At 63.4% G+C, this 20246-nt stretch carries 20 protein-coding genes and 1 tRNA gene; 6 read left to right on the forward strand and 15 right to left on the reverse strand.

Annotation, left to right across the window (positions count from 1 at the left end; translation table 11 throughout):
- Window positions 1–76: 76 nt before the first annotated feature.
- The 3 genes from U9J33_RS13590 to U9J33_RS13600 form a co-directional block, all read right to left on the reverse strand.
- Window positions 77–892, reverse strand: coding sequence for a LysR family transcriptional regulator (locus U9J33_RS13590; RefSeq protein ID WP_324696004.1), 816 nt, complete (start codon window positions 890–892; stop codon window positions 77–79).
- A 144-nt stretch (window positions 893–1036) separates the two neighbouring features.
- Window positions 1037–1435, reverse strand: a complete 399-nt coding sequence (gene apaG / locus U9J33_RS13595; protein ID WP_185997035.1) for a Co2+/Mg2+ efflux protein ApaG — start codon at window positions 1433–1435, stop codon at window positions 1037–1039.
- 168 nt (window positions 1436–1603) lie between these two features.
- Complete coding sequence (locus tag U9J33_RS13600) at window positions 1604–2812, reverse strand: trans-sulfuration enzyme family protein (protein WP_054440416.1); 1209 nt, start codon at window positions 2810–2812, stop codon at window positions 1604–1606.
- Window positions 2813–2921: 109 nt separating this feature from the next.
- On the opposite strand from U9J33_RS13600, the gene U9J33_RS13605 reads away from it, so the two are divergent.
- A complete protein-coding gene (locus U9J33_RS13605) occupies window positions 2922–4205 on the forward strand; it encodes a phospholipid carrier-dependent glycosyltransferase (RefSeq protein WP_324696010.1) in 1284 nt (427 codons plus the stop codon).
- A 3-nt stretch (window positions 4206–4208) separates the two neighbouring features.
- On the opposite strand, the gene U9J33_RS13610 is transcribed toward U9J33_RS13605, so the two are convergent.
- From U9J33_RS13610 to U9J33_RS13640, 7 genes are all read right to left on the reverse strand, one after another.
- A complete protein-coding gene (locus U9J33_RS13610) occupies window positions 4209–4781 on the reverse strand; it encodes a DUF2238 domain-containing protein (protein ID WP_324696012.1) in 573 nt (190 codons plus the stop codon).
- A 71-nt stretch (window positions 4782–4852) separates the two neighbouring features.
- Window positions 4853–6028, reverse strand: a complete 1176-nt coding sequence (locus U9J33_RS13615) for a glycosyltransferase (RefSeq protein ID WP_054440423.1) — start codon at window positions 6026–6028, stop codon at window positions 4853–4855.
- Between the two features lie 61 nt (window positions 6029–6089).
- Window positions 6090–7133 carry a 3-isopropylmalate dehydrogenase gene (gene leuB / locus U9J33_RS13620; RefSeq protein WP_324696015.1) on the reverse strand — a complete coding sequence of 348 codons (1044 nt, stop codon included), beginning with the start codon at window positions 7131–7133 and terminating at the stop codon, window positions 6090–6092.
- Between the two features lie 18 nt (window positions 7134–7151).
- The gene (recO, locus tag U9J33_RS13625; RefSeq protein WP_054440427.1) at window positions 7152–7757 is read right to left on the reverse strand and encodes a DNA repair protein RecO; all 606 of its coding nucleotides are present in this window, start codon (window positions 7755–7757) and stop codon (window positions 7152–7154) included.
- 94 nt (window positions 7758–7851) lie between these two features.
- Entirely contained in the window at window positions 7852–8100 is a 249-nt protein-coding gene (locus U9J33_RS13630) for an accessory factor UbiK family protein (RefSeq protein WP_054440429.1), read from the reverse strand.
- A 47-nt stretch (window positions 8101–8147) separates the two neighbouring features.
- Window positions 8148–8702 (reverse strand): TspO/MBR family protein, encoded by a 555-nt coding sequence (locus tag U9J33_RS13635; RefSeq protein ID WP_324696019.1) that lies wholly within the window; start codon window positions 8700–8702, stop codon window positions 8148–8150.
- A gap of 105 nt (window positions 8703–8807) precedes the next feature.
- The gene (locus tag U9J33_RS13640; protein WP_324696022.1) at window positions 8808–9602 is read right to left on the reverse strand and encodes a TlyA family RNA methyltransferase; all 795 of its coding nucleotides are present in this window, start codon (window positions 9600–9602) and stop codon (window positions 8808–8810) included.
- Between the two features lie 47 nt (window positions 9603–9649).
- Between U9J33_RS13640 and U9J33_RS13645 the strand changes: the two genes are divergently transcribed.
- Window positions 9650–10189 (forward strand): hypothetical protein, encoded by a 540-nt coding sequence (locus U9J33_RS13645; protein WP_324696025.1) that lies wholly within the window; start codon window positions 9650–9652, stop codon window positions 10187–10189.
- Between the two features lie 817 nt (window positions 10190–11006).
- The gene (locus U9J33_RS13650) at window positions 11007–12107 is read left to right on the forward strand and encodes a branched-chain amino acid aminotransferase (protein ID WP_054440437.1); all 1101 of its coding nucleotides are present in this window, start codon (window positions 11007–11009) and stop codon (window positions 12105–12107) included.
- A 115-nt stretch (window positions 12108–12222) separates the two neighbouring features.
- Here U9J33_RS13650 and U9J33_RS13655 read toward each other — a convergent pair whose 3' ends face one another.
- Genes U9J33_RS13655 through U9J33_RS13665 form a run of 3 tightly spaced genes read right to left on the reverse strand, consistent with a single transcriptional unit; the run spans window position 12223 to window position 14455 of the window.
- Window positions 12223–12561, reverse strand: coding sequence for a hypothetical protein (locus tag U9J33_RS13655; protein ID WP_324696027.1), 339 nt, complete (start codon window positions 12559–12561; stop codon window positions 12223–12225).
- Entirely contained in the window at window positions 12558–13757 is a 1200-nt protein-coding gene (locus U9J33_RS13660; protein ID WP_185997028.1) for an aromatic ring-hydroxylating oxygenase subunit alpha, read from the reverse strand. Before U9J33_RS13660 ends, U9J33_RS13655 begins: the two co-directional genes overlap by 4 nt.
- Window positions 13758–13810: 53 nt before the next feature.
- Window positions 13811–14455, reverse strand: coding sequence for a TetR/AcrR family transcriptional regulator (locus U9J33_RS13665; protein ID WP_054440443.1), 645 nt, complete (start codon window positions 14453–14455; stop codon window positions 13811–13813).
- 207 nt (window positions 14456–14662) lie between these two features.
- On the opposite strand from U9J33_RS13665, the gene yghU reads away from it, so the two are divergent.
- From yghU to U9J33_RS13680, 3 genes are all read left to right on the forward strand, one after another.
- Window positions 14663–15511, forward strand: a complete 849-nt coding sequence (gene yghU, locus U9J33_RS13670) for a glutathione-dependent disulfide-bond oxidoreductase (protein ID WP_324696030.1) — start codon at window positions 14663–14665, stop codon at window positions 15509–15511.
- An 83-nt stretch (window positions 15512–15594) separates the two neighbouring features.
- A tRNA-Gln gene (locus tag U9J33_RS13675) sits at window positions 15595–15669 on the forward strand.
- Between the two features lie 378 nt (window positions 15670–16047).
- The gene (locus tag U9J33_RS13680) at window positions 16048–18123 is read left to right on the forward strand and encodes a TonB-dependent siderophore receptor (RefSeq protein WP_324696032.1); all 2076 of its coding nucleotides are present in this window, start codon (window positions 16048–16050) and stop codon (window positions 18121–18123) included.
- An 81-nt stretch (window positions 18124–18204) separates the two neighbouring features.
- Here the strand turns inward: U9J33_RS13680 and U9J33_RS13685 are convergent, their stop codons facing one another.
- Together U9J33_RS13685 and U9J33_RS13690 are read right to left on the reverse strand one after the other, a co-directional pair.
- On the reverse strand, window positions 18205–19563 hold the full coding sequence (locus U9J33_RS13685; protein ID WP_324696034.1) for a HAMP domain-containing sensor histidine kinase: 1359 nt from the start codon (window positions 19561–19563) through the stop codon (window positions 18205–18207).
- Entirely contained in the window at window positions 19564–20238 is a 675-nt protein-coding gene (locus tag U9J33_RS13690) for a response regulator transcription factor (protein WP_054440456.1), read from the reverse strand.
- Between the last annotated feature and the right edge of the window lie 8 nt (window positions 20239–20246).

A 20246-nucleotide genomic window follows, 5' to 3' on the forward strand; every position in this document is an offset into this window, starting at 1 on the left:
CGGGGCTCCCTCCCCTTGATCCCGCGTTCCGGCAGGATGGTCCTGACCGCCATCACCGGAATGCGGATCGGCCTGCTCACTCGGCCCCGGCTTCGCCGGTCAGCGCCGCGACCAGCGCCTTGACCTTCTTCTGCCGCCATTGCGGCAGCGGCGCCACCAGCCAGTATCCGCGCCGGGACGGAACGGTGGCCTGAATGGCGGCGCGTTCGTCCGCCCCCATCAAGCCCCGCGCCAGCAGCCCCGGAACGCGCGCGCGGCCCAGCCCGGAACGCGCCGCCGCAATCGCCTGACCGGCATCGCTGACGGCGATCGCGGGCTTGGCCTCCTCGTTCTCCTGGCCCAGTTCGCCGCCGGGCGTGGGATCGCCCGGCCAGCCGATCCAGTCTCCCACACCGACTTCGACCCATTCGGCCGCGCCCAGTGCAGCGCCTTCCAGTTCGCCGGGCCCATCGGTCCAGCGGACGGCGAGATCGAGGTTGGCCTCGGTGAAATCGGTCAGTTCGCCATCGACGATGACGTAGCGCACCTGCGGATTGTCGGCACGGAACTGCGCAAGGCGCGGCGCCAGCCATGCGGCGAAGAATTCGCGCGGGGCGGCGATGGTATAGACATGGCTGGATTGCCCGGCCTGCATGGCCTGCACGGCATCCTCGAAATGCAGGAAACCGGTCCTGAGCGCGGCTAGGCCCGCTCCCGCTTCCTCGGTCAGCTCCAGACCCTTGCTGGTCCGCCGGAACAGGACCACGCCGAGGAGATCCTCAAGGGCGCGAATCTGCTGACCGACGGCGGCGGGAGTCACCGCCAGTTCGTCGGCCGCGCGGGTGAAGGAAAGGTGGCGTGCCGCTGCATCGAAAACGCGCAGGGCATTGAGGGGCAGGTGCGTGCGCTTCATGGAAGTTCCCTATGCGCAGTCGCCATAGCGGGCAATGGGCATCTGGAATGTATTGGCCGTCGGGAATGTTCTGCCGCAACCCCGGCGAGGGCGATGCCGCAATCCCGGCGAAGGCGATGCCGCAATCCCGGCGAAGGCGATGCCTCAACCCGCCGTTGCGGGAGCGGCCAGCGGGAAGAAGGGAATTGCTGCCTCCACCTGCTCGCCGTCGCTTCGCGTGAAGGTGTAGTATCCCTCCATCGAGCCCTGCGGGGTCGAAAGCGGGCAGCCCGACACGTAGTCGTGGCTGGCGCCGGGGCGAATGACCGGCTGTTCGCCGACGATGCCTTCACCCTCGACGATGCTGACATCGCCGTTTCCGTCCGTGATGCGCCAGTGCCGGGTGAGAAGCTGGAGCGTATCGTCCGAATCATTCTCGATGCGGATGTGATAGACCCAGAACCACTTGCCCGCCTCAATCCGAGATTGCTCGGGCAGGAAATTCACGGCGACCCTGACAGTCACGCCGTCGGTCAGTGCGGTATGCTGGAACAGTTCCTTCATAACACCCGCCAGCCTAACGACGAATCGGGATGCCTACAACAGGCTAGGCGGCCACCCCTGTCCCGGATGCGATCACCTTTGGCCACATTCCGGCGAAGCGCCGGCCGGACAGGAAACAACATCCATATCCGGCCGATTCACCGCCCGAAAAGCAAGGTATTGCAGGCCTCAGAGCCCCGCCCTGGTCAGTGCCTGGTCGAGATCCTCGATGATGTCGTCGGCATCTTCCAGGCCCACGTTGATGCGCAGCATCCCCTCGGAGATGCCCATGGCCTCGCGGCCTTCCGGCCCCATGTTGTGGTGCGTGGTGGATGCCGGGTGGCACATCAGCGAGCGCGAGTCGCCGATGTTGTTCGAGATGTCGACCAGTTCCAGCGCGTCGAGCAAGGCATGGGCCTGCTCGCGTCCGCCATCGACGATGAAGCTGAAGATCGGGCCGCAGGCATCCATCTGCTTGCGGGCCAGCGCCTGCTGCGGATGGCTGTCGAGCCAGGGATGCAGGATCCGCGGCACCCGGCCGGCAACGAACTCACCGACCTTCAGCGCGTTCTCGCTCTGCTTCTTCGCCCGCAGGTCAAGCGTTTCGAGACCCTTGAGCACGACCCAGGCATTGAACGGCGAAAGATTGGGCCCGGTGTTGCGCTGGAACGGCAGGAGCTTGTCGTTGATGAATTCCTCGGTGCCGCAAACGGCGCCCGCCAGAACGCGGCCCTGCCCGTCCATCAGCTTGGTGGCCGAATAGGCAACGACATCCACGCCGAACTCCATCGGACGCTGGAGAACCGGCGAACAGAACGCATTGTCGACCACGGTAGTGATGCCGTGCGCCTTGGCGATCGCGCAGATGCCTTCGATGTCGGCAATGTCCATCGTCGGATTGGCGGGCGATTCGAAGAAGAACACCTTGGTGTTAGGCCGGATCGCCGCTTCCCATGCAGCCGTATCGGTCGCGTCGATCACGGTGACGTCGATACCGAAACGCGGCAGCAGGCTATCGCCCAGCCAGCGGCACGAACCGAAAGCAGCGCGCGCGGAAACCATGTGGTCGCCGGCCGAAAGCTGGCACAGCAGCGCCGCCGTCATCGCGGCCATGCCGGAAGCCTGCGTGCGGCAGGCATCGGCACCCTCAAGCAGCGCGATGCGCTCTTCCAGCATCTGCACCGTCGGGTTCTGCAACCGCGAGTACGTCATGCCGTCGTCCTCGCCCATGAAGCGGGCGGCGACCGTGGCTGCGTCGTCGTAGCTGTAGCCCGAAGTGAGGAACAGCGCTTCGCTGGTCTCCCCCATTTCGGAGCGCCAGGTGCCCCCGCGGATCGCGCGGGTGGCAGGGCGCCAGTTGCGGGTCTTGGTGCGGTCCTGTCCGGTGGTGCGTTTCATGGGCCATGCCTCTAGGATCGTGAGCGACGCAGTGCAAGTCTAGGTGCCGTTCAACCCCATCTCAGCCGGCCTTGCAGTCGCTCGCTTTCCTCCCTATTCCGCCGAGCCGATGCCGACCGTTTCCCGTAATGACCGAGACCCGATCGGCTGGAGCCTGATCGTAACGGGCCTGTTCCTGGCCCTCGCCCTGTTCCGCATTTCCGAGCCGGGACGGTACTACTTCGACGAGATCCATTACGTTCCCGCAGCGCTCAAGCTGCTGGACATGGTTCCCGCCAATCGCGAGCATCCGATGTTCGCCAAGGAAGTGATCGCCGGGTTCATCGCCCTCATCGGCGACCGGCCCTTTGCATGGCGCATCGGCCCGGTGCTCTTCGGAACGTTGGGCCTGCTGGCCTTTTCGCGCTTCATCTGGCTCATTTCCGGCCGCCGCCGCGCGGCGATCACCGCCACGGTGCTTCTCGCGACCAATTTCACATGGTTCGTACAAAGCCGGATCGCGATGCTCGACATGGTGGAGGCGTCGCTCTGCATGGTCGGCCTCTGGCAGTTCGCCGCCGCGCTTCGATCGGGTTCGGCAGGAGCCGCGAGGGCGCGGCTGGCGATGACGGGGATCGCGCTGGGGCTGTCGCTGGGCGCCAAGTGGAGCAGCGCGCCGGCGCTTGCCATTCCCGGGCTCTGGTTCCTGGCCCTGCGCATCCGGGAGAATGGCTGGAAGATCGTCGGCAGCAGGAAAGCAGGCCCGATTCCCGGGATATCGCTGATCGAGGCGGGGTTCTGGCTCGGCCTGCTACCCCTGGCGGTCTATTGGGCGACCTACCTGCCCGCGATGTTCTATAGCGTTCGTCCCGTCTCGCCCTGGGGCTTCATCGAACAGCACCGCCACATGATAGCGCTGCAGGACAGCGTGAAGAAGCTCCACCCCTATCGCAGCCAGTGGTACCAGTGGATGGTCGACTGGCGGCCGATCTGGTACCAGTTCGAGAGTATCGACGGGCGTCAGCATGGCATCGTCATGCTCGGCAACCCGTTCTCCATGATCGCGGGACTTTTCGCCCTGATCTGGAGCATCTGGGCCGCGACGTTCCGCCGCCGATCGGAGCTCACGGTGCTCATCGCGCTCTATGCCGGGACGCTGGGCATGTGGATTGTCAACGGCAAGCCCATCCAGTTCTACTATCACTATCTGCTGCCGGGCGCTTTCCTCATGGCCATTCTCGCATTCGCTCTGGATGCCCTGTGGGATCGCCGCGACAAGTGGCGCCGTGCCGGAACGATAGCCATGTGGGGCTCCGTCGGCATGTTCGTCCTGTTCTACCCGATCATTTCAGGCGCCCCGCTGCCCACCAAGGAATTCTACAATTTCTGGATGTGGCTGCCGAACTGGCGCTGATCCTCAGAGATCGGCCCGCAGCCGCAACCGGATTGCTTGGGCCGACGCGCTGACCACCGCCCCGAGCCCTGCCATGGCCATGTCCTTCTGCGGGTCCCAGGGATCGCCCTGCTGTCCATTGTAGGCCAGCGCATCGGGGCCGGCCATGAACACCGTCAGCAGCCATTCGAATATCTCGTAGAGAGCGCTGCCCGCCAGCACGAACTCGACTGAGATATAAGTGGCAAGGGACAGCGACAGCCCCTTATGCCGGACGAGCCATACCGAGATCGGATGGACCCACAGCGCACCGAAACTGAAATGGACGAGCCGGTCCCAGGCGTTGCGCTCCAGGCCCAGCGTCGCCGCTGGCGACGGCAGACCGAGCGCCCGCGCCCAATACTCGTAGGGGACATGGGAGTAGACGTAACGCCCACCGATCGTGTGCAGCACAAGGAACAGGCAGATGCAGGCGACGGCGCTGGTCGGTAGAGGCCACCGCCGCAACGACCAGAAGATCGCGCCGAGAATCGCCAGAGTGGGAAGATTCTGCATCGGCGCCAGACGCGGAAACGGCGTGTCAAGCAAGCTGAACAACGCCGCTACGCTCGTGAGCACGAGCCACAGAACCTGACTGCGCGGCACCGCGTGCCGCGGCATATTCACGCTCAGTACTTGCCCCAGACGAACTTGGAGGACAGTGCGAAGTTCCACACCGAACCCAGCACGATGCCGGTGATGACTGCCACCACGGCATGGATGCCGATGGTCTTGAGCACGGCGGCCGAACCGATGTTGGTCAACAGGCCCAGCGAGCAGGTCACCGCGAACTGGGCCCAGCCGCGCATCAGCGGGCCGAAGCCGCGCAGGCGCTTGTCAGAATAAGTCAGTTCGTTGTTCAACACGAAGTTGAACGTCATCGCCACGACCGCAGCAATGGTGTTCGCGATGTTGAATGTCGCGCTCTCCGACCAGTTTCCGTAGACGAAGCGCTCGGCGAACACGAGGTGGAGCATGATCCACAGCGCGCTCAGTTGCACCAGCACGCCCAAGGCGCCAACGGTGCCGAACAGCGCGAAACGGGTCGGAATGATCCGGCCCAGCCATTTGTCGTAAAGGCCCACGAGGAATTCGAACACGACGGTCTGGTCCAGTTTGCTTTCGCCTTCGGCTCGCGCCGCGAAATGGAGCGGAAACTCCTTGACGCGGAGCGGACGATCGACAGTTGCGAGGATATCGAGAAGAATCTTGAAGCCCACCCCCGACAGGCGGTGGGCATCCGCACGCAGCGTCTCGGTGCGCAGCATGAAGAAGCCGCTCATCGGGTCGGTCAGCTCGACGCCGGTCACCTTGTTGGCGATCCGGTTGGCAAGGCCCGACGCCTTGACGCGATCGGGACGACCCCATGCCTCGGTGCTGGCGCCTTCGGCGAAGCGCGAGGCATAGGCAAGGTCGTACTCGCCCGAAGTCACGGCCTTCAGCATCTGCGGCAGCAATTCGGGATCATGCTGGTGGTCGGCATCCATCACCGCGACGATTGGCGCGGCGGTGGAGCACATGCCCTCGATGGCGGCGCTGGCAAGGCCGCGCCGACCGATGCGCTGGATGCAGCGTACACGCGGATCTTCCAGCGACAGGCGGCGCGCCTCGTCCGAGGTGCCGTCGGGGCTGTTGTCATCGACGAAGACAGCCTCCCACACCACGCCCTTGAGCGCGGCGTCGAGCCGCTCGATCATCGTCGCGATGTTCTTGCGCTCGTTGTAGGTGGGCAGGACGATGGCCAGCTCAAGCGGCTTGGCTGCGACGTCGAGCGCCTCTGCGAGATCCGAACGAGTAATGTTCATGCGCCCCGTACTAGGTGGAAAACCTGAATAAAAATCTATCGTCAGTTAAGGTCGCGGGACCTTACAGGCGTTCGACGACCGCGTCACCGATTTCCCGCGTTCCCGCAGAACCGCCCAGATCGCCGCCCTTGATGCCGTCCGCCAGGGTCTTCGCCACGGCCGCCTCGATACGGGCAGCTTCGACTTCGAGGCCAAGCGAATGGCGCAGCAGCATCGCCGCGGAGAGGATCGTTGCCATCGGATTGGCAAGGCCCTTGCCCGCGATGTCCGGCGCCGAACCGTGGATCGGCTCATAAAGGCCGTAAGTACCCTCGGCAAGGCTGGCCGAAGCCAGCAGCCCGATCGAGCCCACGCACATAGAGGCCTGGTCGGAAAGAATGTCACCGAACAGATTGCCGGTGACGATCACGTCGAACTGGCCGGGGTTCTTCACCAGCTGCATCGCCGCATTGTCGACGTACATGTGGCTGAGTTCGACCTCGGGATATTCCTTGGCGACCTCGATCACGACATCGCGCCAGAGCTGCGAGGTCTCGAGGACGTTCGCCTTGTCGACCGAGCAAAGCTTCTTCGAACGCCCCATTGCCGCCGTGAAGCCGACATGCGCGATGCGGCGCACTTCATCCTCGGCGTAGGACATCATGTCCCAGCCCTGGCGGCGGCCGTCTTCCAGCGTGCGCATGCCCTTCTCGCCGAAGTACACATCGCCGTTGAGTTCGCGCACGATCAGCAGGTCGATCTTGCTGGCGACTTCGGGACGAAGCGTGGTCAGGTCCTCGAGGCCCGCGAAAACCTGCGCCGGGCGCAAGTTGGCGAAGAGGCCGAGCTCCTTGCGCAGGCCAAGAATGGCCTGCTCCGGGCGCAAGTGACGCTCCAGATGATCGCACGAGAAATCGCCCACCGCGCCGAACAGGATCGCCTGCGACGAACGCGCGATTTCCAGGGTTTCGGCCGGAAGCGGATGGCCATGCTTGCGATAGGCGACGCCGCCGACATCGCCTTCGACGAGTTCGAGGCCTGGAAGATCGAGCTTCTGAAGCACGCGCACTGCCTGCTCGGTGACCTCGGGACCGATCCCGTCTCCTGCAAATACCGCAATGCGCATGTCGTTCTCCGCTTGGCGTCAACCGTGAATCCGCCCCAGCCGCTCACGCAGCAGGACGCGCGCCCCCATAGCGTCTCCACGCCGATCGGCAAGCGGATAGCGCGCCAGTTCGCGGCCGAGCAGGTCGAAAGTAGTGAGTATCGCCCCCCAGTCGTCATCCTCGGGACGCGCAACCGGCACGCCGTAGCCAAGCTCGCGCAGCAGGAGGACTTCGTAGGACAGGAGCGGCAGCGCCCAGCCCCGGGCGGAGGGGGCAACGCAGATCGCCTCCAGCAGCGCGCCAAGCGCCTGGTAAAGCGCGGGATAGGGATGGCGCTCGGGCAGGCAGGTGGCGGTAAGCGCCGTGACCCAGGCGATAGCGGCGGCGGGGAGCGGTTCACCCAGCCATGGGCCGCGACTGGAAACCAGTTCGATGCGGGCGAAAGGAAGCTGACTATCGCTTTTCGAGCGGATTTCCGCCTCGACGCCGTTGCCGGGAATCAGCACCGGCCGCAGTTCACGCCCCCTGCCTCCGGCGACATAGGCCGCGACGAGACCCGCTTCCGCCGTCAACAGGCGAACGATGGCGGCTGTTTCGCCGTGAGGCCGGGAGGCACAAACGATGGCGGAAGCGCGAAGCTGCATGATGCGGCTTGCAGGGCCTCAGCTACAGCGACGCACGATCAGGGAAACGAAACGCGAGAAGGCGTGGGACGACCCGGCCTTCGCGGGGCCGGAACTACGAACCGGACTTGGCTTCGAGTGCGGCGATCCGGTCCTTGAGCGTTTCCACTTCGGCACGCGAGGTGGCGGCAAGTTCCTTTACCGCTTCGAATTCCTCACGGGTGACATAGTCCATGTCGCCCATGAATTCCTTGAAGCGCTCACGCGCATTGTCGCGGGCTTCCCGGCCCACGCCGGCGAGCGTGCCGGCGGCACTGTTCATCATCTTGACGAAGTCGGCGACGAAAGGGTTTTCGCTTTGCATGGGAGCCTATTTGGTATGTTGCGCGAAGCCGCGCAAGAGCCCTTTGCTCAAATCTCGAAGCGTTCCACCGCCCGCGGCCCTTCAGCACCATCGAGAGAGGTATTTGCCTCAAGAAACGCGTAGTTCAGGTATGTCGCGAAGCAGATCCACACGAGATAGGGCACGAGCAGCAGCGCCGCGACGGGGCGAATCCGCCAGAACAGCGCTATCGTCAGAAGCACCGCGAAATCCATCGCCGCGATCACCGCGAGTCCGATGGTCATCTGATGGGCGCCGAAGAACACCGGGCTCCACGCCAGGTTGAGCGCGAACTGCAGGACGAACGCGGCCACCGCCAGCCCGCGTCCGCGCGCGCCGCGCGCCGAACAGACCATCGCCAGCGCCACGCCCATCAACACATAGAGTAGCGTCCAGACGATCGGGAAGGCGATGGGCGGCGGATAAGTGGCGGGCTTTGCCAATGCATCGAACCAGGCATTGCCGGGCCCGCTCTGCGAAACCTTGCCCGAGATGAAGCCCAGCAGCACGACCAGCGGGACGAGCACAAGCGACCAGCGCAGCAGGCTGGCGCGCAACTGGCCCGACGAAGCGATCAGGTTCATTCCCCTAGCAACTCCCGAATCAGGAAAACCGCGACATCAGGCGGTGGATTCCGGCAAGTTGTGTAACGAGCCTGCCCGGCGCGCAATCACCTGATATCCCGAAATTCATCCACGTTGCGCCGAAACGAGAAACTCGACGTTACCTTCCGGGCCCTTGATCGGACTTTCGACGATCCCCTGGATCGCCCAGCCATCGCCTTCGAGCCAGTCCCGCACCTCGTTGCAGACTCGCTCGTGCAACAGGGGGTCGCGCACGACTCCGCCCTTCCCCACCTCGCCCCGTCCGACTTCGAACTGCGGCTTGATAAGCGCAACCAGCCTGCATTCGGGTGCGGCAAGGCGGAGCGGTACTTCGAGAACCTTTGCGAGCCCGATGAAGCTCGCATCGCAGACGACCCAGTTGCACGATGCATCGATCTGCTGCGCCGTGAGCACGCGGGCGCTGGTCTGTTCCAGCACGGTTACGCGCGGGTCCTGACGCAGCTTCCAGGCGAGCTGATTGGTGCCCGAATCCACCGCAAACACGCGCTCAGCGCCATTGCTGAGCAGCACGTCGGTGAACCCGCCCGTGGAACTGCCGATGTCCATGGCGACAGCCCCCGCCGGGTCGAGGCCGAAATGCTCGATCGCATGAGCCAGCTTGATGCCCCCACGCGAAACCCAGGGGTGATCGCGCCCGCGCACTTCAAGCGGCGCGTCGGCCTTAAGGCTCTGCCCGGGCTTGGCGATCTTGGTCTCGCCGGAAAACACCAGCCCTGCCAGCACCAGCGCCTGCGCACGCGTGCGGCTTTCGGCAAGCCCGCGGTCCACCAACGCCTGATCGACACGCAATTTTGCGGATGCCCCCTTGGAATGCGGAGCTTTCTTTTCGACGGAGCGGGGTTCGGACGGGTCAGTCATGGCTTTGCATACTTGAGATGAAGCGCGCCTCATTCCATACCGGGATCATGAAGGCAAATCCGCGCCGACGCCCGGCTCTCTCCGCGTTCCCCCAGAAACTCGCTTTCGCCCCGCTCGCCGCGCTGGCGATGGTCGCCGGCTGCGTAGCGCCGAGCAGCCCGCCGCCTGCACCGCGCCCGGCGCCTGCCCCCGTCGCGCCTCCCGCTCCGACAGCCCCGCCTGCCGCAGACTGGCGAGACGCCCCGCAGACACCGGGCGACTGGAGCATCGCCTCGCCAGGTATCGCCAGCTTCGCCAATGGCACTTTCGGAATACGCTGCAATCGAGGATCGGCCACGGTATCACTGTTCCGCAGCGGCGCGGCGAACGGCTCGGTACCGCTTTCCATCTCCACCTCGGACACCAGCCGCGTGCTCACGGCATCGCCCGTGAACGGCGGCGTTCAGGTGGACCTGCCGGCACGGGACCGCCTGCTTGACGCCATGGCCTTCAGCCGCGGTCGCTTTGCCGCCGAAGTCCAGGGCATGGCGCCGCTCTACATCCCGAGCTGGACCGAAATCTCGCGCGTCATCGAGGACTGTCGCTGAGAGCGCAACGTGCAAAATTGAACAGGAATCGTGGCGAGAAGGCGGATAAATAGCCCATAACTTCTCGCCCTTCCGGAATGTTTTCACGTCATTTCAAGGGCATTCGGGCCGCACTTTCCAGCCCCCGAAATCGAGCCGTCAAAGCGGCGCGAAGGCTGGGGAAAACTCACCCGAAGCGTCGATAATGACCGCAAAAAATATGAATTCAAGACTTGTTGTGCGGTGCGGAATCGGACACAAATTTTCTCAGGACGACGGGCCCCGGGAAACGCGCCCGAGAGTTACCGAAGTCCGGCCGCTTCAGTGCGGCAACCTTGGCTCAACAGCGCGAAAGGAGGTGATCCGATGTCTCATGGTTCAGCAGAGAGGTCGGCAATTTCCGTCGCGAGGCATTATCGCTAAATTTTGATGAAGCGATAAAGGCTTTCGCTGGCGGCACTTCCCGGCCGCTGACCATGCGAAGGGCCGCACCGGGCAACCGGGGCGGCCCTTCTCATTTGCATGGCGCGTATTGATTCCCGCAGGTCGAACGCCGTCTCCGGGCAGGGTTTCTCGGGCTGTCGCCTCGCAAGGTCACGCCTCCGGCTTATCCTCCCCGCATCGCGGCAAGCGAATTTCGCACTGGCACTTGCGGGTTTTCCGGGGCTAAGGCCGTTCCGCGACAGTTTTCCCGCCGATCTGCGGACGGCCCATGCCATGGCTCCGCCCGCTGCAGCGTGGTAATACTATAAAATTGAGTATCAAAATTACTTTTCGGTTGCCTTGAGTGTAATTTTCATTCAACGGAGCCGGAACGTCTACAAGAGGATTTCGTTCGATGGCGACTCTCGCCGATGCCGGCCTGACCTTCACCACCCTGCCCCACCCTTCGCCCGCCAGCGCGGAACAGCGTGAGGCCGTACTTGCCAACCCCGGTTTCGGCACGAACTTCTCCGATCACATGGTGGTCATCGAATGGACCGAAGGCCAAGGCTGGCATGACGCGGTCATCGGCCCGCGCCAGCCGATTGCGCTCGATCCCGCGGCAGCAGTGTTGCACTACGCGCAGGAAATCTTCGAAGGCCTCAAGGCCTATGTCCAGACCGACGGTTCGGTGGCGTTGTTCCGCCCCGAGGCGAACGCCGCGCGCTTCAACCAGTCGGCCCAGCGCCTCGCCATGCCCGAGCTTCCCGAGGCCCTTTTCGTCGAAGCCATCGAACGCCTCGTGAAGATCGATCGCAGCTGGATCCCGGACGGCGAAGGCGCCTCGCTCTACTTGCGCCCTTTCATGATCGCCACCGAGGCGTTCCTCGGCGTGCGCCCGGCCAAGCAGTACAAGTTCATCGTCATTGCCAGCCCGGCAGGCAATTACTTCAAGTCGGGCGCGCCTGCCGTCTCGATCTGGGTTTCCGACTACACGCGCGCCGCCCCCGGCGGCACCGGCGCGGCCAAGTGCGGCGGCAACTACGCTGCCAGCCTCGTCCCCCAGGCCGAAGCCATCGCTCGCGGGCACGACCAGGTCGTCTTCCTTGATGCTGCCGAGCACAAGTGGATCGAGGAACTGGGCGGCATGAACCTCTACTTCGTGTTTGAGGACGGCACCCTGCTCACGCCAGCGCTGACCGGCACGATCCTGCCCGGCATCACCCGCGACAGCCTGCTGCAGCTCGCCCGCGAGGAAGGCCTCAAGGTCGAGGAAGGCAAGTACAGCCTCGATCAGTGGCGCGACGATGCGAATTCAGGCAAGCTGATCGAAACCTTTGCCTGCGGTACCGCCGCCGTGGTCACCTCGGTCGGCAAGGTTTCGGGCCGCGACGGTGAATTCACCATCGGTTCGGGCGGCCCCGGCCAGCTTACCGCCAAGCTCAAGAACCGCCTGGTCTCGATCCAGCGTGGCGAAGCTGCCGATACGCATGGCTGGATCCGCAAGGTCTCCTGAACATGAAGCAAGCATCGGGGAGCCATTCTCCCTGATGCTTTACTTCTACCTTTCCGGCGCGCCCCGCTCTCGCGGTTGGCGCGCCGATTGCATCGGACATCGTCGGCCTCGGCGTTCAAGCCCCTGCCGGTGTCCGCGTGATCTCCATGAACTTGCGAAAAGTGGCATGTGTCGCCTCGGCGTCCTTCTGAAGCTCTTCCGCCAGCGCAACGTGCGCAAGGCTCAGCATGAGGTTCATCAGCCTGTCATCCGCCTGATCGAACTCGTGCAGCCCGCGCGCATCGAGATGATCGAGAGCGGCGCCAAGATGCGCGCTGGCCGCCACGTAGAACGCCTCACGCTGCTCTTTCAAAGAACGGCCACGTTGCTCGGCACGCGCGGCGGAGCCACCGATGGCCCATTGCGACACGAAGGGTTCCAGCACCGCGAATCCCGCCGGAAGCGATACGCTCATCGCACCACCTCCAGCCGCTCGGCGCGAAAGGCCTGCACCATACGCTCGACCTCGTTGAACAGGTGCCGGCAAAGCGATTCCTGAGACTGGAAATGGATATGCCGCAAGGCCCCGCTGGCGAGCCCTTTGTGCCCGCGTTCGATCACCGATCTATCCTCGGCATGAACATCCCGGGCCGTCGCCATGACATATTCACGAGCGAACCGCTCACTCGCACTCTCGTCTTCCCCCACCCAGTAAAGCCGGATAACCCCACGAGAACGATCATGGGCGAGCGGCATGACCACGTGCGAGAAATGCTGCACCGGTGAGCCGAACAGGAAGAAGTTCGGGAACAGCGCCAGATAGTCCTTCACGGTTTCGGCGCCGAACAAACCATCCGCCATGGCGGATACCCCGCCGCGCCTGAAAGCCTCGCCCTGTATCGGCGCGGGGGGAGGCATATTCGGGTTCGTCCAGATCCGTTGCGCTCGGTGGGCCCCATGAAAATCGTAGGAGACCGGATAACCGAACGGATTGTCCGCGCTGCAAACCGGTTGCGCGGCAGCAGGGTGAATGAAGCGCAGATGATAGTTTTCCTGGAAATTATCGAACGTCAGCTTCCAGTTCGCGTCGATCTCGTAGACATATTCCGAGAAGGTGGTGGCGCGGCCCACCGGCATCTGCTCCAGCTTTTCCGCAAGCGGTCCCAGTTCCTCACGCAGGCTCATCGCGGGCGTTCCGAAGTGAACGAAGATGAGGCCGCCAATCACCTCGCAGGCCAGGCCGGGCAAAGCGCAATCCGACTTGGAAACGTGGAAGGATTCGAAATCCGGCGCGGAGATGAGTCCGCCGTCCAGCCCGAAAGTCCACATGTGATAGGGGCAACTGAAGGTGCTCTGCTTTCCCTCGCAGGCATCGACCAACTGGGTGCCGCGATGCGTGCAGACATTGTGGAAAGCCCGGATCACCCCGTCCTTGCCGTGCGTGACGAGGATGGACGCCTTGAGCACCTCGACCTCGCGGCGGATGAAACTGCCACGATCGGGAACCTCGCAGACATGGCCGATCTGGAGCCAATTACGGCGAAACACCGCCTCTCGCTCCAGTTCGAACCAGTCCGGATCGTGGTAGGGTGCGGCGGGCACAGGCCGCGTGCCAAGCCACGCCAGTTCGTCCTTGCCCACCGGCTCGAAGGCCGCGTCCTGCCCGTTCATTGCATCCTCTCCCTTGCTTTTGTCGGGAGCAGGATATGGTAGCCTATCGATTCTTACAACACATCTGTCGTAATATCGCGGCCTGGCGTAACGCCTATCAGGCGCAGCATGGCGAGTTGGCTCTTCGCCAGCCGTTCGACGACATCGTCCAGCGGCAGGTCAGGCCGGACGCTATTGCGATAGACGCGCGGCCCGATCATCGCCCATGTCAGCAGCAATGTGCTGAACGATTCCGCGTCGATGTCCGTTTCTCCCATCTCCGCGAACTGCTCGCGTAACCCGTCCACAAGGGCATCCCAATGGGGGTAGCGATTGCCGATACGGCCCGGCGCGAGGAATTCCTCGGTCCAGAGCGCGATCACCTCGGGATTTTCGAGCACGAAGCGGGTGATGAAGCGGGTGCGGTTCTCTGCCGTGTCGGACGGTGCGAATGCGGCCGCCAACTGGTTTGCCGACCATTCCCGAACCGCCACCAACAAGGCATCGCGGCTGTCGAAATGGTAATAGACGGTGGTGCGGTTAACACCCGCTTCGCGCGCAACTTCGGACAGCGAAAGCGCTTCGGTCCCTTTTTCCGACATCAGCCGCACAGCCGTGTCGATCAGGACCCCATGGGTTTCCTCGAAGCCCTTGTTGCGGCGGCGCGAAGGCTGCCGCCGGCCCGCCGGAGTTCCCGGTGCGTCGATCGGTTTAGTCATTCGCCTCCTGCCAGTTTGCCGGCGCCGTTTTGCCGAGTGCCGTATAAAACCACTAGCTGATTGATTTACAATCGAAATCACCGACAGTCGAGTATCTCTTCGGACTATTGTGTCGCCCACAGCACAAAGGTCGCAATCAGCCGCATCGGGGTTGCCGCCCGAGAAGGCCATTCCTAGATCAGCCCCCACGACATCAAGGAGTTGCTCATGTCCGATCCCACTTACACGCCGCCGAAAGTCTGGACCTGGGACAAGGGGAACGGCGGCGAATGGGCGAGCATCAATCGTCCGGTTTCCGGGGCGACGCACGACAAGGAACTGCCACGCGGAGAGCACCCCCTGCAACTCTACTCGCTAGGTACTCCCAATGGGCAAAAGGTCACGATCCTGCTGGAAGAACTGATTGCCGCAGGGGTAGCGGAGGCGGAATACGACGCCTGGCTCATTAATATCGGCGAAGGCGACCAGTTCGGTTCGGGCTTCGTTTCGGTGAATCCGAACTCGAAGATCCCCGCCCTGCTGGACTATTCCGCAGACAAGCCGGTGCGGATTTTCGAATCGGGCGCTATCCTGCTCTATCTTGCGGAAAAGTTCGGCAAGTTCGTGCCGGCCAACTATCCCGAGCGCGCGGAGTGCCTGTCCTGGCTGATGTGGCAGATGTCGACGGCTCCGCTGATCGGCGGCGGTTTCGGACATTTCTACGCCTATGCACCCGAGAAGTTCGAATATCCGATCAATCGCTATGCCATGGAAACGAAGCGCATCCTCGACGTGGCGGACAAGCGCCTCGGCGAGTCGCGCTATCTGGCGGGAAGCGAATATTCTATCGCTGACATAGCCGCCTATGGCTGGTTCGGCGGCTTCGTGCGCGGCGACGCCTATGGCGATGCGGCGACTTTCCTTGACGTTGCCAGCTACGAAAACCTGATGCGCTGGGGCGAGGAAGTCGGCGCCCGCACGCCGGTTCAACGCGGCCGGATCGTAAACCGCAACGGTGAAGGCATGGTCCGCGAACGGCATTCCGCCGCCGATATCGACATTGTTCTCAAGGCCTGAGCCTGCTGAAATGCCGGCGCTGGAAAACTCTCTTCAAAGGGCTTTTCAGCGCCCGCATTAGCCGCTAAGCGCGCATTCCCTGCTGGGGCGTCGCCAAGTGGTAAGGCACCGGTTTTTGGTACCGGCATTCGCAGGTTCGAATCCTGCCGCCCCAGCCAGGTAGTTCTGCTGAAGTTATGATATGCCAATCATGCGGCATGTCCTCCATTCGGCATTAGCGGCGTTGAGCTTTAAGTTCCGTCTCCCCAAATCAAACCCTCGCGCCCCATCACCTGATCGCGTTTCAGAATGCGAGCGGCGCCCACAGCAAACTGCTGCCCTGCACCGGCCAGACAAGGCCGGGCTCATATCCGCGCACCCTCGGACTGCCGACCGGCGCAACCACCTTCCCGAACACCGCCGACCGCGAAATGCCGAGACGTTTCGCGACGGCACTATTGCAAATGTTTCGCATTTGCGTATTTGCGCGACCATAAGTTTGATGTTCAGGGAGATTAGTTTTGTCATCAGTCACGCGTGCTCGGCCCGGGATCTGCATGGCCCTTGTCGGCGCATCGATTCCGGCGATTGCCCTCGCTGCGATGCCCGGTGTCGCAGCGGCTCAAGGCACTGAGGAAACTAGCGCTCCCGCCCAGGATATCGTTGTCACAGCAGACCGCAGAGACAGCTTCAGCGCGGATTTCGTGCAGGCCGGCACCTTCCGCGACGCACGCCTGCGCGATACGCCGCTGACGATCGCAGTCATGACCAAGGACTTGCTGGAAGCGCAGCAGGCCCGGTCCCTGATCGACGCCGTGCGGAACACCCCGGGCGTCACGCAGGCCCAGATCAACAGTGCCATCTACAGCAACCTGGCGATCCGCGGCATCACTCTCAACAACTTCACGAACGTGCGCTGGAACGGCGTCCTGCCGATCGTCAACCTGATCGAGCAACCGATCGAGAGCAAGGACCGCATCGAAGTCCTCAAGGGTGCGGCGGGGCTCTACTACGGCTTCGCAACCCCTTCCGGCATCGTCAATCTTGTGACCGAACGCCCTGAGAATGCACCGATCAACCGTATCGACTTCATGGGCGATTCCAACGGATCCGTCGGCGCGAACTTCGATGTCAGCCGCAGCTTCGGATCGGCGGGCCTGCGGGTAAATGCCGGGACATCCTCGATCGAAACCGGGATCAAGCGCAGTTCCGGCGCCAGACGCTTCATTTCGGGAGCGTTCGACTGGCGCCCCCTCGATGGCCTCGAAATCCTGCTCGACGCCGAATACAACTACAAGTCCGTGACCGAGCCGACGGAGTTCAGCCTGCCCGCCGCCGTGAACGGAGCCATCGCGCTTCCGCCCCTCCAGTCCCCTTCGAAAAACCTGGGCGCGTCATGGATGCAGGGTCGCGGGCATTCGACGAACCTGCTGGCGCGCGTGAATTACGATTTTGCGCAGAACTGGCGCATCGCCTTCGCCGTCGGCCAATCCTACCTGACGCGAAGCCGTTATTATTCCTCCTTCGGCGGCTACAATCTCGACACCGGGGACGGAACCGTCTCCGTGGCGATGACCAGCGGCAACGACTACAAGAACAATATCTATCGCAGCGATGTCTCCGGCTCGTTCCAGACCGGACCGATCACGCACAATGTCATGGTCGGCGTATCGTACTACACGCGCGACAGCAATGTGCCGACGGCGGTGCGATACAGCTTTGCCCAGAACCTTTACGACCCGGTTGCCATTCCGCAGCAGCCAAAGCCGCCACGTATCATTCCCAACCCGTCGCGGGTCGAGGACCTTGGCGTCTACATCTTCGACAGGGCCTCGCTCGGCGACTGGCTTCAGGCGACCATCGGCTATCGCAAGACCGACTACAGCGATGTCAGCCGCACCTCGGACTACAAGATCAAGCCGGGAACCTGGTCCTACGGGCTGATGGTAAAGCCGGTGGCCTGGGCGAATGTCTATGCCAACTATATCGAAGGCCTCGAACCCGGACCGATCGCGCAGCAGATCGCCAACAATGCGGGTGAAATCCTCCCGGCGGCGGTCAGCAAGCAGAAGGAAGTGGGCCTCAAGGTCGAGCCGATCCGGGGCATGTTGATGACGGCCGCCTATTTCCACATCAAGCGTCCCTCGGCCTACCTCAACAGCGCGAACTACTTCGTCCAGGATGCCGAGGCCGTGTACGAGGGCATCGAGGTAAGCGCAGTCGGTGAAGTGCTTCCGCGCCTGTCGATCTCCGCCAGCGCCCTCTATCTCGACGCCCAGCAGAAGTCCGGGAACGCTACTGTTGTCGGGAAGCTGATCGAGAATGTCTCGAAGTATTCGGGTTCGATCTTCGCCGAATACCGCGTCCCCGTGATCGAGGGCCTGCGGGTCTCGGCCGGTATGTTCCATGTCGGCCGCCGCGCGGTCAATGCGCTCAACCAGGCTTTCGTGCCGGGCTACGTGACCTTCGACCTCGGAGCGAGCTACAACTTCGACCTTGCCGGAAGCCCGACGACGATCCGCGTCTATGCGGATAACGTGACAGGCAAGCGCTACTGGGCGTCGACCGGCTCGAGCCTTCTTGCCCAGGGGCTCCCGCCGAGCGTCAAGCTGAGCCTTTCGACCCACTTCTAAGGCCGACCCTCACCCGGTTTTCTCCGGCGGGGCATGAATGCTTCGCCGGAAATTCCTGCCCCGAAAACAGGCTGAGATCGTTCATATCGGCGGGAAATGGAGGACCACGGCAAGACCGGGAGCGCCGTTCCTCAACTCGGCCCGCCCGCCATGTGCCTGCGCGATGGCGCGAACCATGCTCAGGCCCAGCCCATGCCCCGGACTGGACCGCGCCTGCTCGCTGCGGGCGAACCGCTCGAACAGGCGCTGTCCTTCGACCTCGTCCACACCGGGACCGTTATCCGCGACCTCGACGCTTATGCCCTCGTCGCCGGAACTGGCCGTCATGCAGATTGCGGTGCCGCCCGGCGTGTGACGCAAGGCATTGTCGAGAAGGTTGGCGATTGCCTGGCTCACAAGGCGGCGGTCGCCTTCGATTTCCAGTCCGGCGGGGAAATCAACCTGGAGAGTGCGGCCGCTGTCCTCGATGTCGGGGCGGTAGCTCTCTGCCATCTGGTCGAGCAGCACCGACATATCCACGCGGCGGCGCGGAAGCCGGTCGGACAAGCCCTCGATTTCCGCCAGCCGCAGCAAGGCCGAAAACAGTTCGAGCAATTCGCCCGCCTGCGCACGCGCTGTGTCGAGGATATCTGCGCGAATTCGCGCTTCCGGTTCGCGCGCCGCTTCATCGAGCTTGTTGCAGAGCCTCGTAAGCGGCGTGCGCAGATCGTGAGCGACATCGCTCGATACCTGTCGCAGGTTTTCCATCAGGCTCTCTATCCGGTCGAGCATCCGGTTGAGCGTGCCGGCCAGCCGATCGAACTCGCTTCCGGAATTGTCCCGGGGAATGCGCCGGGCCAGATCGCCGCCGATGATCGCCTGTGCCGTCGCATCGATCCGGCTCAGGCGTCTCCGGGTAATCCAACCGATCAGGACCGCCGCCGCCAACCCGAGGATGAGCATGGCCGCGAGCGAGCTTGCGAACAGCGCGGCCAGCGTCCGGTCGATCTCGTCGAGGTCGGAGCGATCAGCTGCAATCACGAGCGTGCCGCCCGGAACCGCAGTTGTCAGGGCCTGTGCGATGGCATCCTCGCTAAGGTAGCCCTGCCCTTGCCGCCGATAGTGGAGAAACTCCTCGAAGCCCTGTTTTCCGGGAACCGGGGCATCGAGAGAGCCCGCCAGTCTTTCACCGGCTTCGTCCACCAGCAGGTACTCGAGGCTGGAGGTCGACCGCGCGGCTTCGCGGCGACCGATGGCAGCGGCGAGCGCCGGGAGTCCGCTGGAATGTGCTTCCGCCAGCAACCCGGCGGTTTCAGTGGCGATACGATGGTCGAGCTGCTGCTCCAGCGCCTCGTGAGTGACTTCGTAAGCCGCGAGGCCGATCGCTAGCGTGGCAAGCGCAAATGCGACGGCGACGATCCCGACCAGCCCTGAAGTGGTTCGCCAGAGGTTCCGCAGCATCTATCCGCCCCGGATCATGTAGCCGGCCCCGCGTATCGTCTCGATGGCATCCTCTTCGAACCCGGCGTTGAGCTTGGATCGCAAGCGGCTGAGGTGGGTCTCGACAATGTTCGTCTTGGGATCAAAATCGAAATCCCACACCCGTTCAAGCAGCATCGTGCGCGTCATCACCCGCCGGGGATTGCGCATCAATTCGGCCAGCAGCGCGAATTCGCGCGGCTGCAAGGCAATGCGGCTTCCCCGCCGTTCGACCGTGCGGCGATGGAGGTCGAGCAGGATGTCGCCCACAGCGAGCAAGTGCCCCTCCATCCGGGCCTGCGGCCGCCTGCCCAGAGCATTGATCCGCGCGGCGAGTTCGGAAAAGGCAAAGGGCTTCACCAGATAATCGTCAGCCCCGGCCTCCAGCCCGTCCACCCTGTCGGCAATTCCGCCGATCGCGGTCAACATCAGGACCGGCGTTGCGTCCGCCGCCGCGCGCAGCGCCTTGAGCAACGAAAGCCCGTCGAGCCCCGGCAGCATGCGATCGAGCACAATGACATCGAATCCGCCACCGGTCGCCTGAAACAGCCCATCGCGCCCATCGCGGCTCAGGACGACGGCTTGCCCGGCTTCCTCAAGTCCCTTCGCGATGAAGCAGGCGGTTTCTTCGTCATCTTCCACTATCAGGATTCGCATGGACGCAG

The sequence above is a fragment of the Novosphingobium sp. RL4 genome (assembly GCF_035658495.1).
GTDB lineage: Bacteria > Pseudomonadota > Alphaproteobacteria > Sphingomonadales > Sphingomonadaceae > Novosphingobium.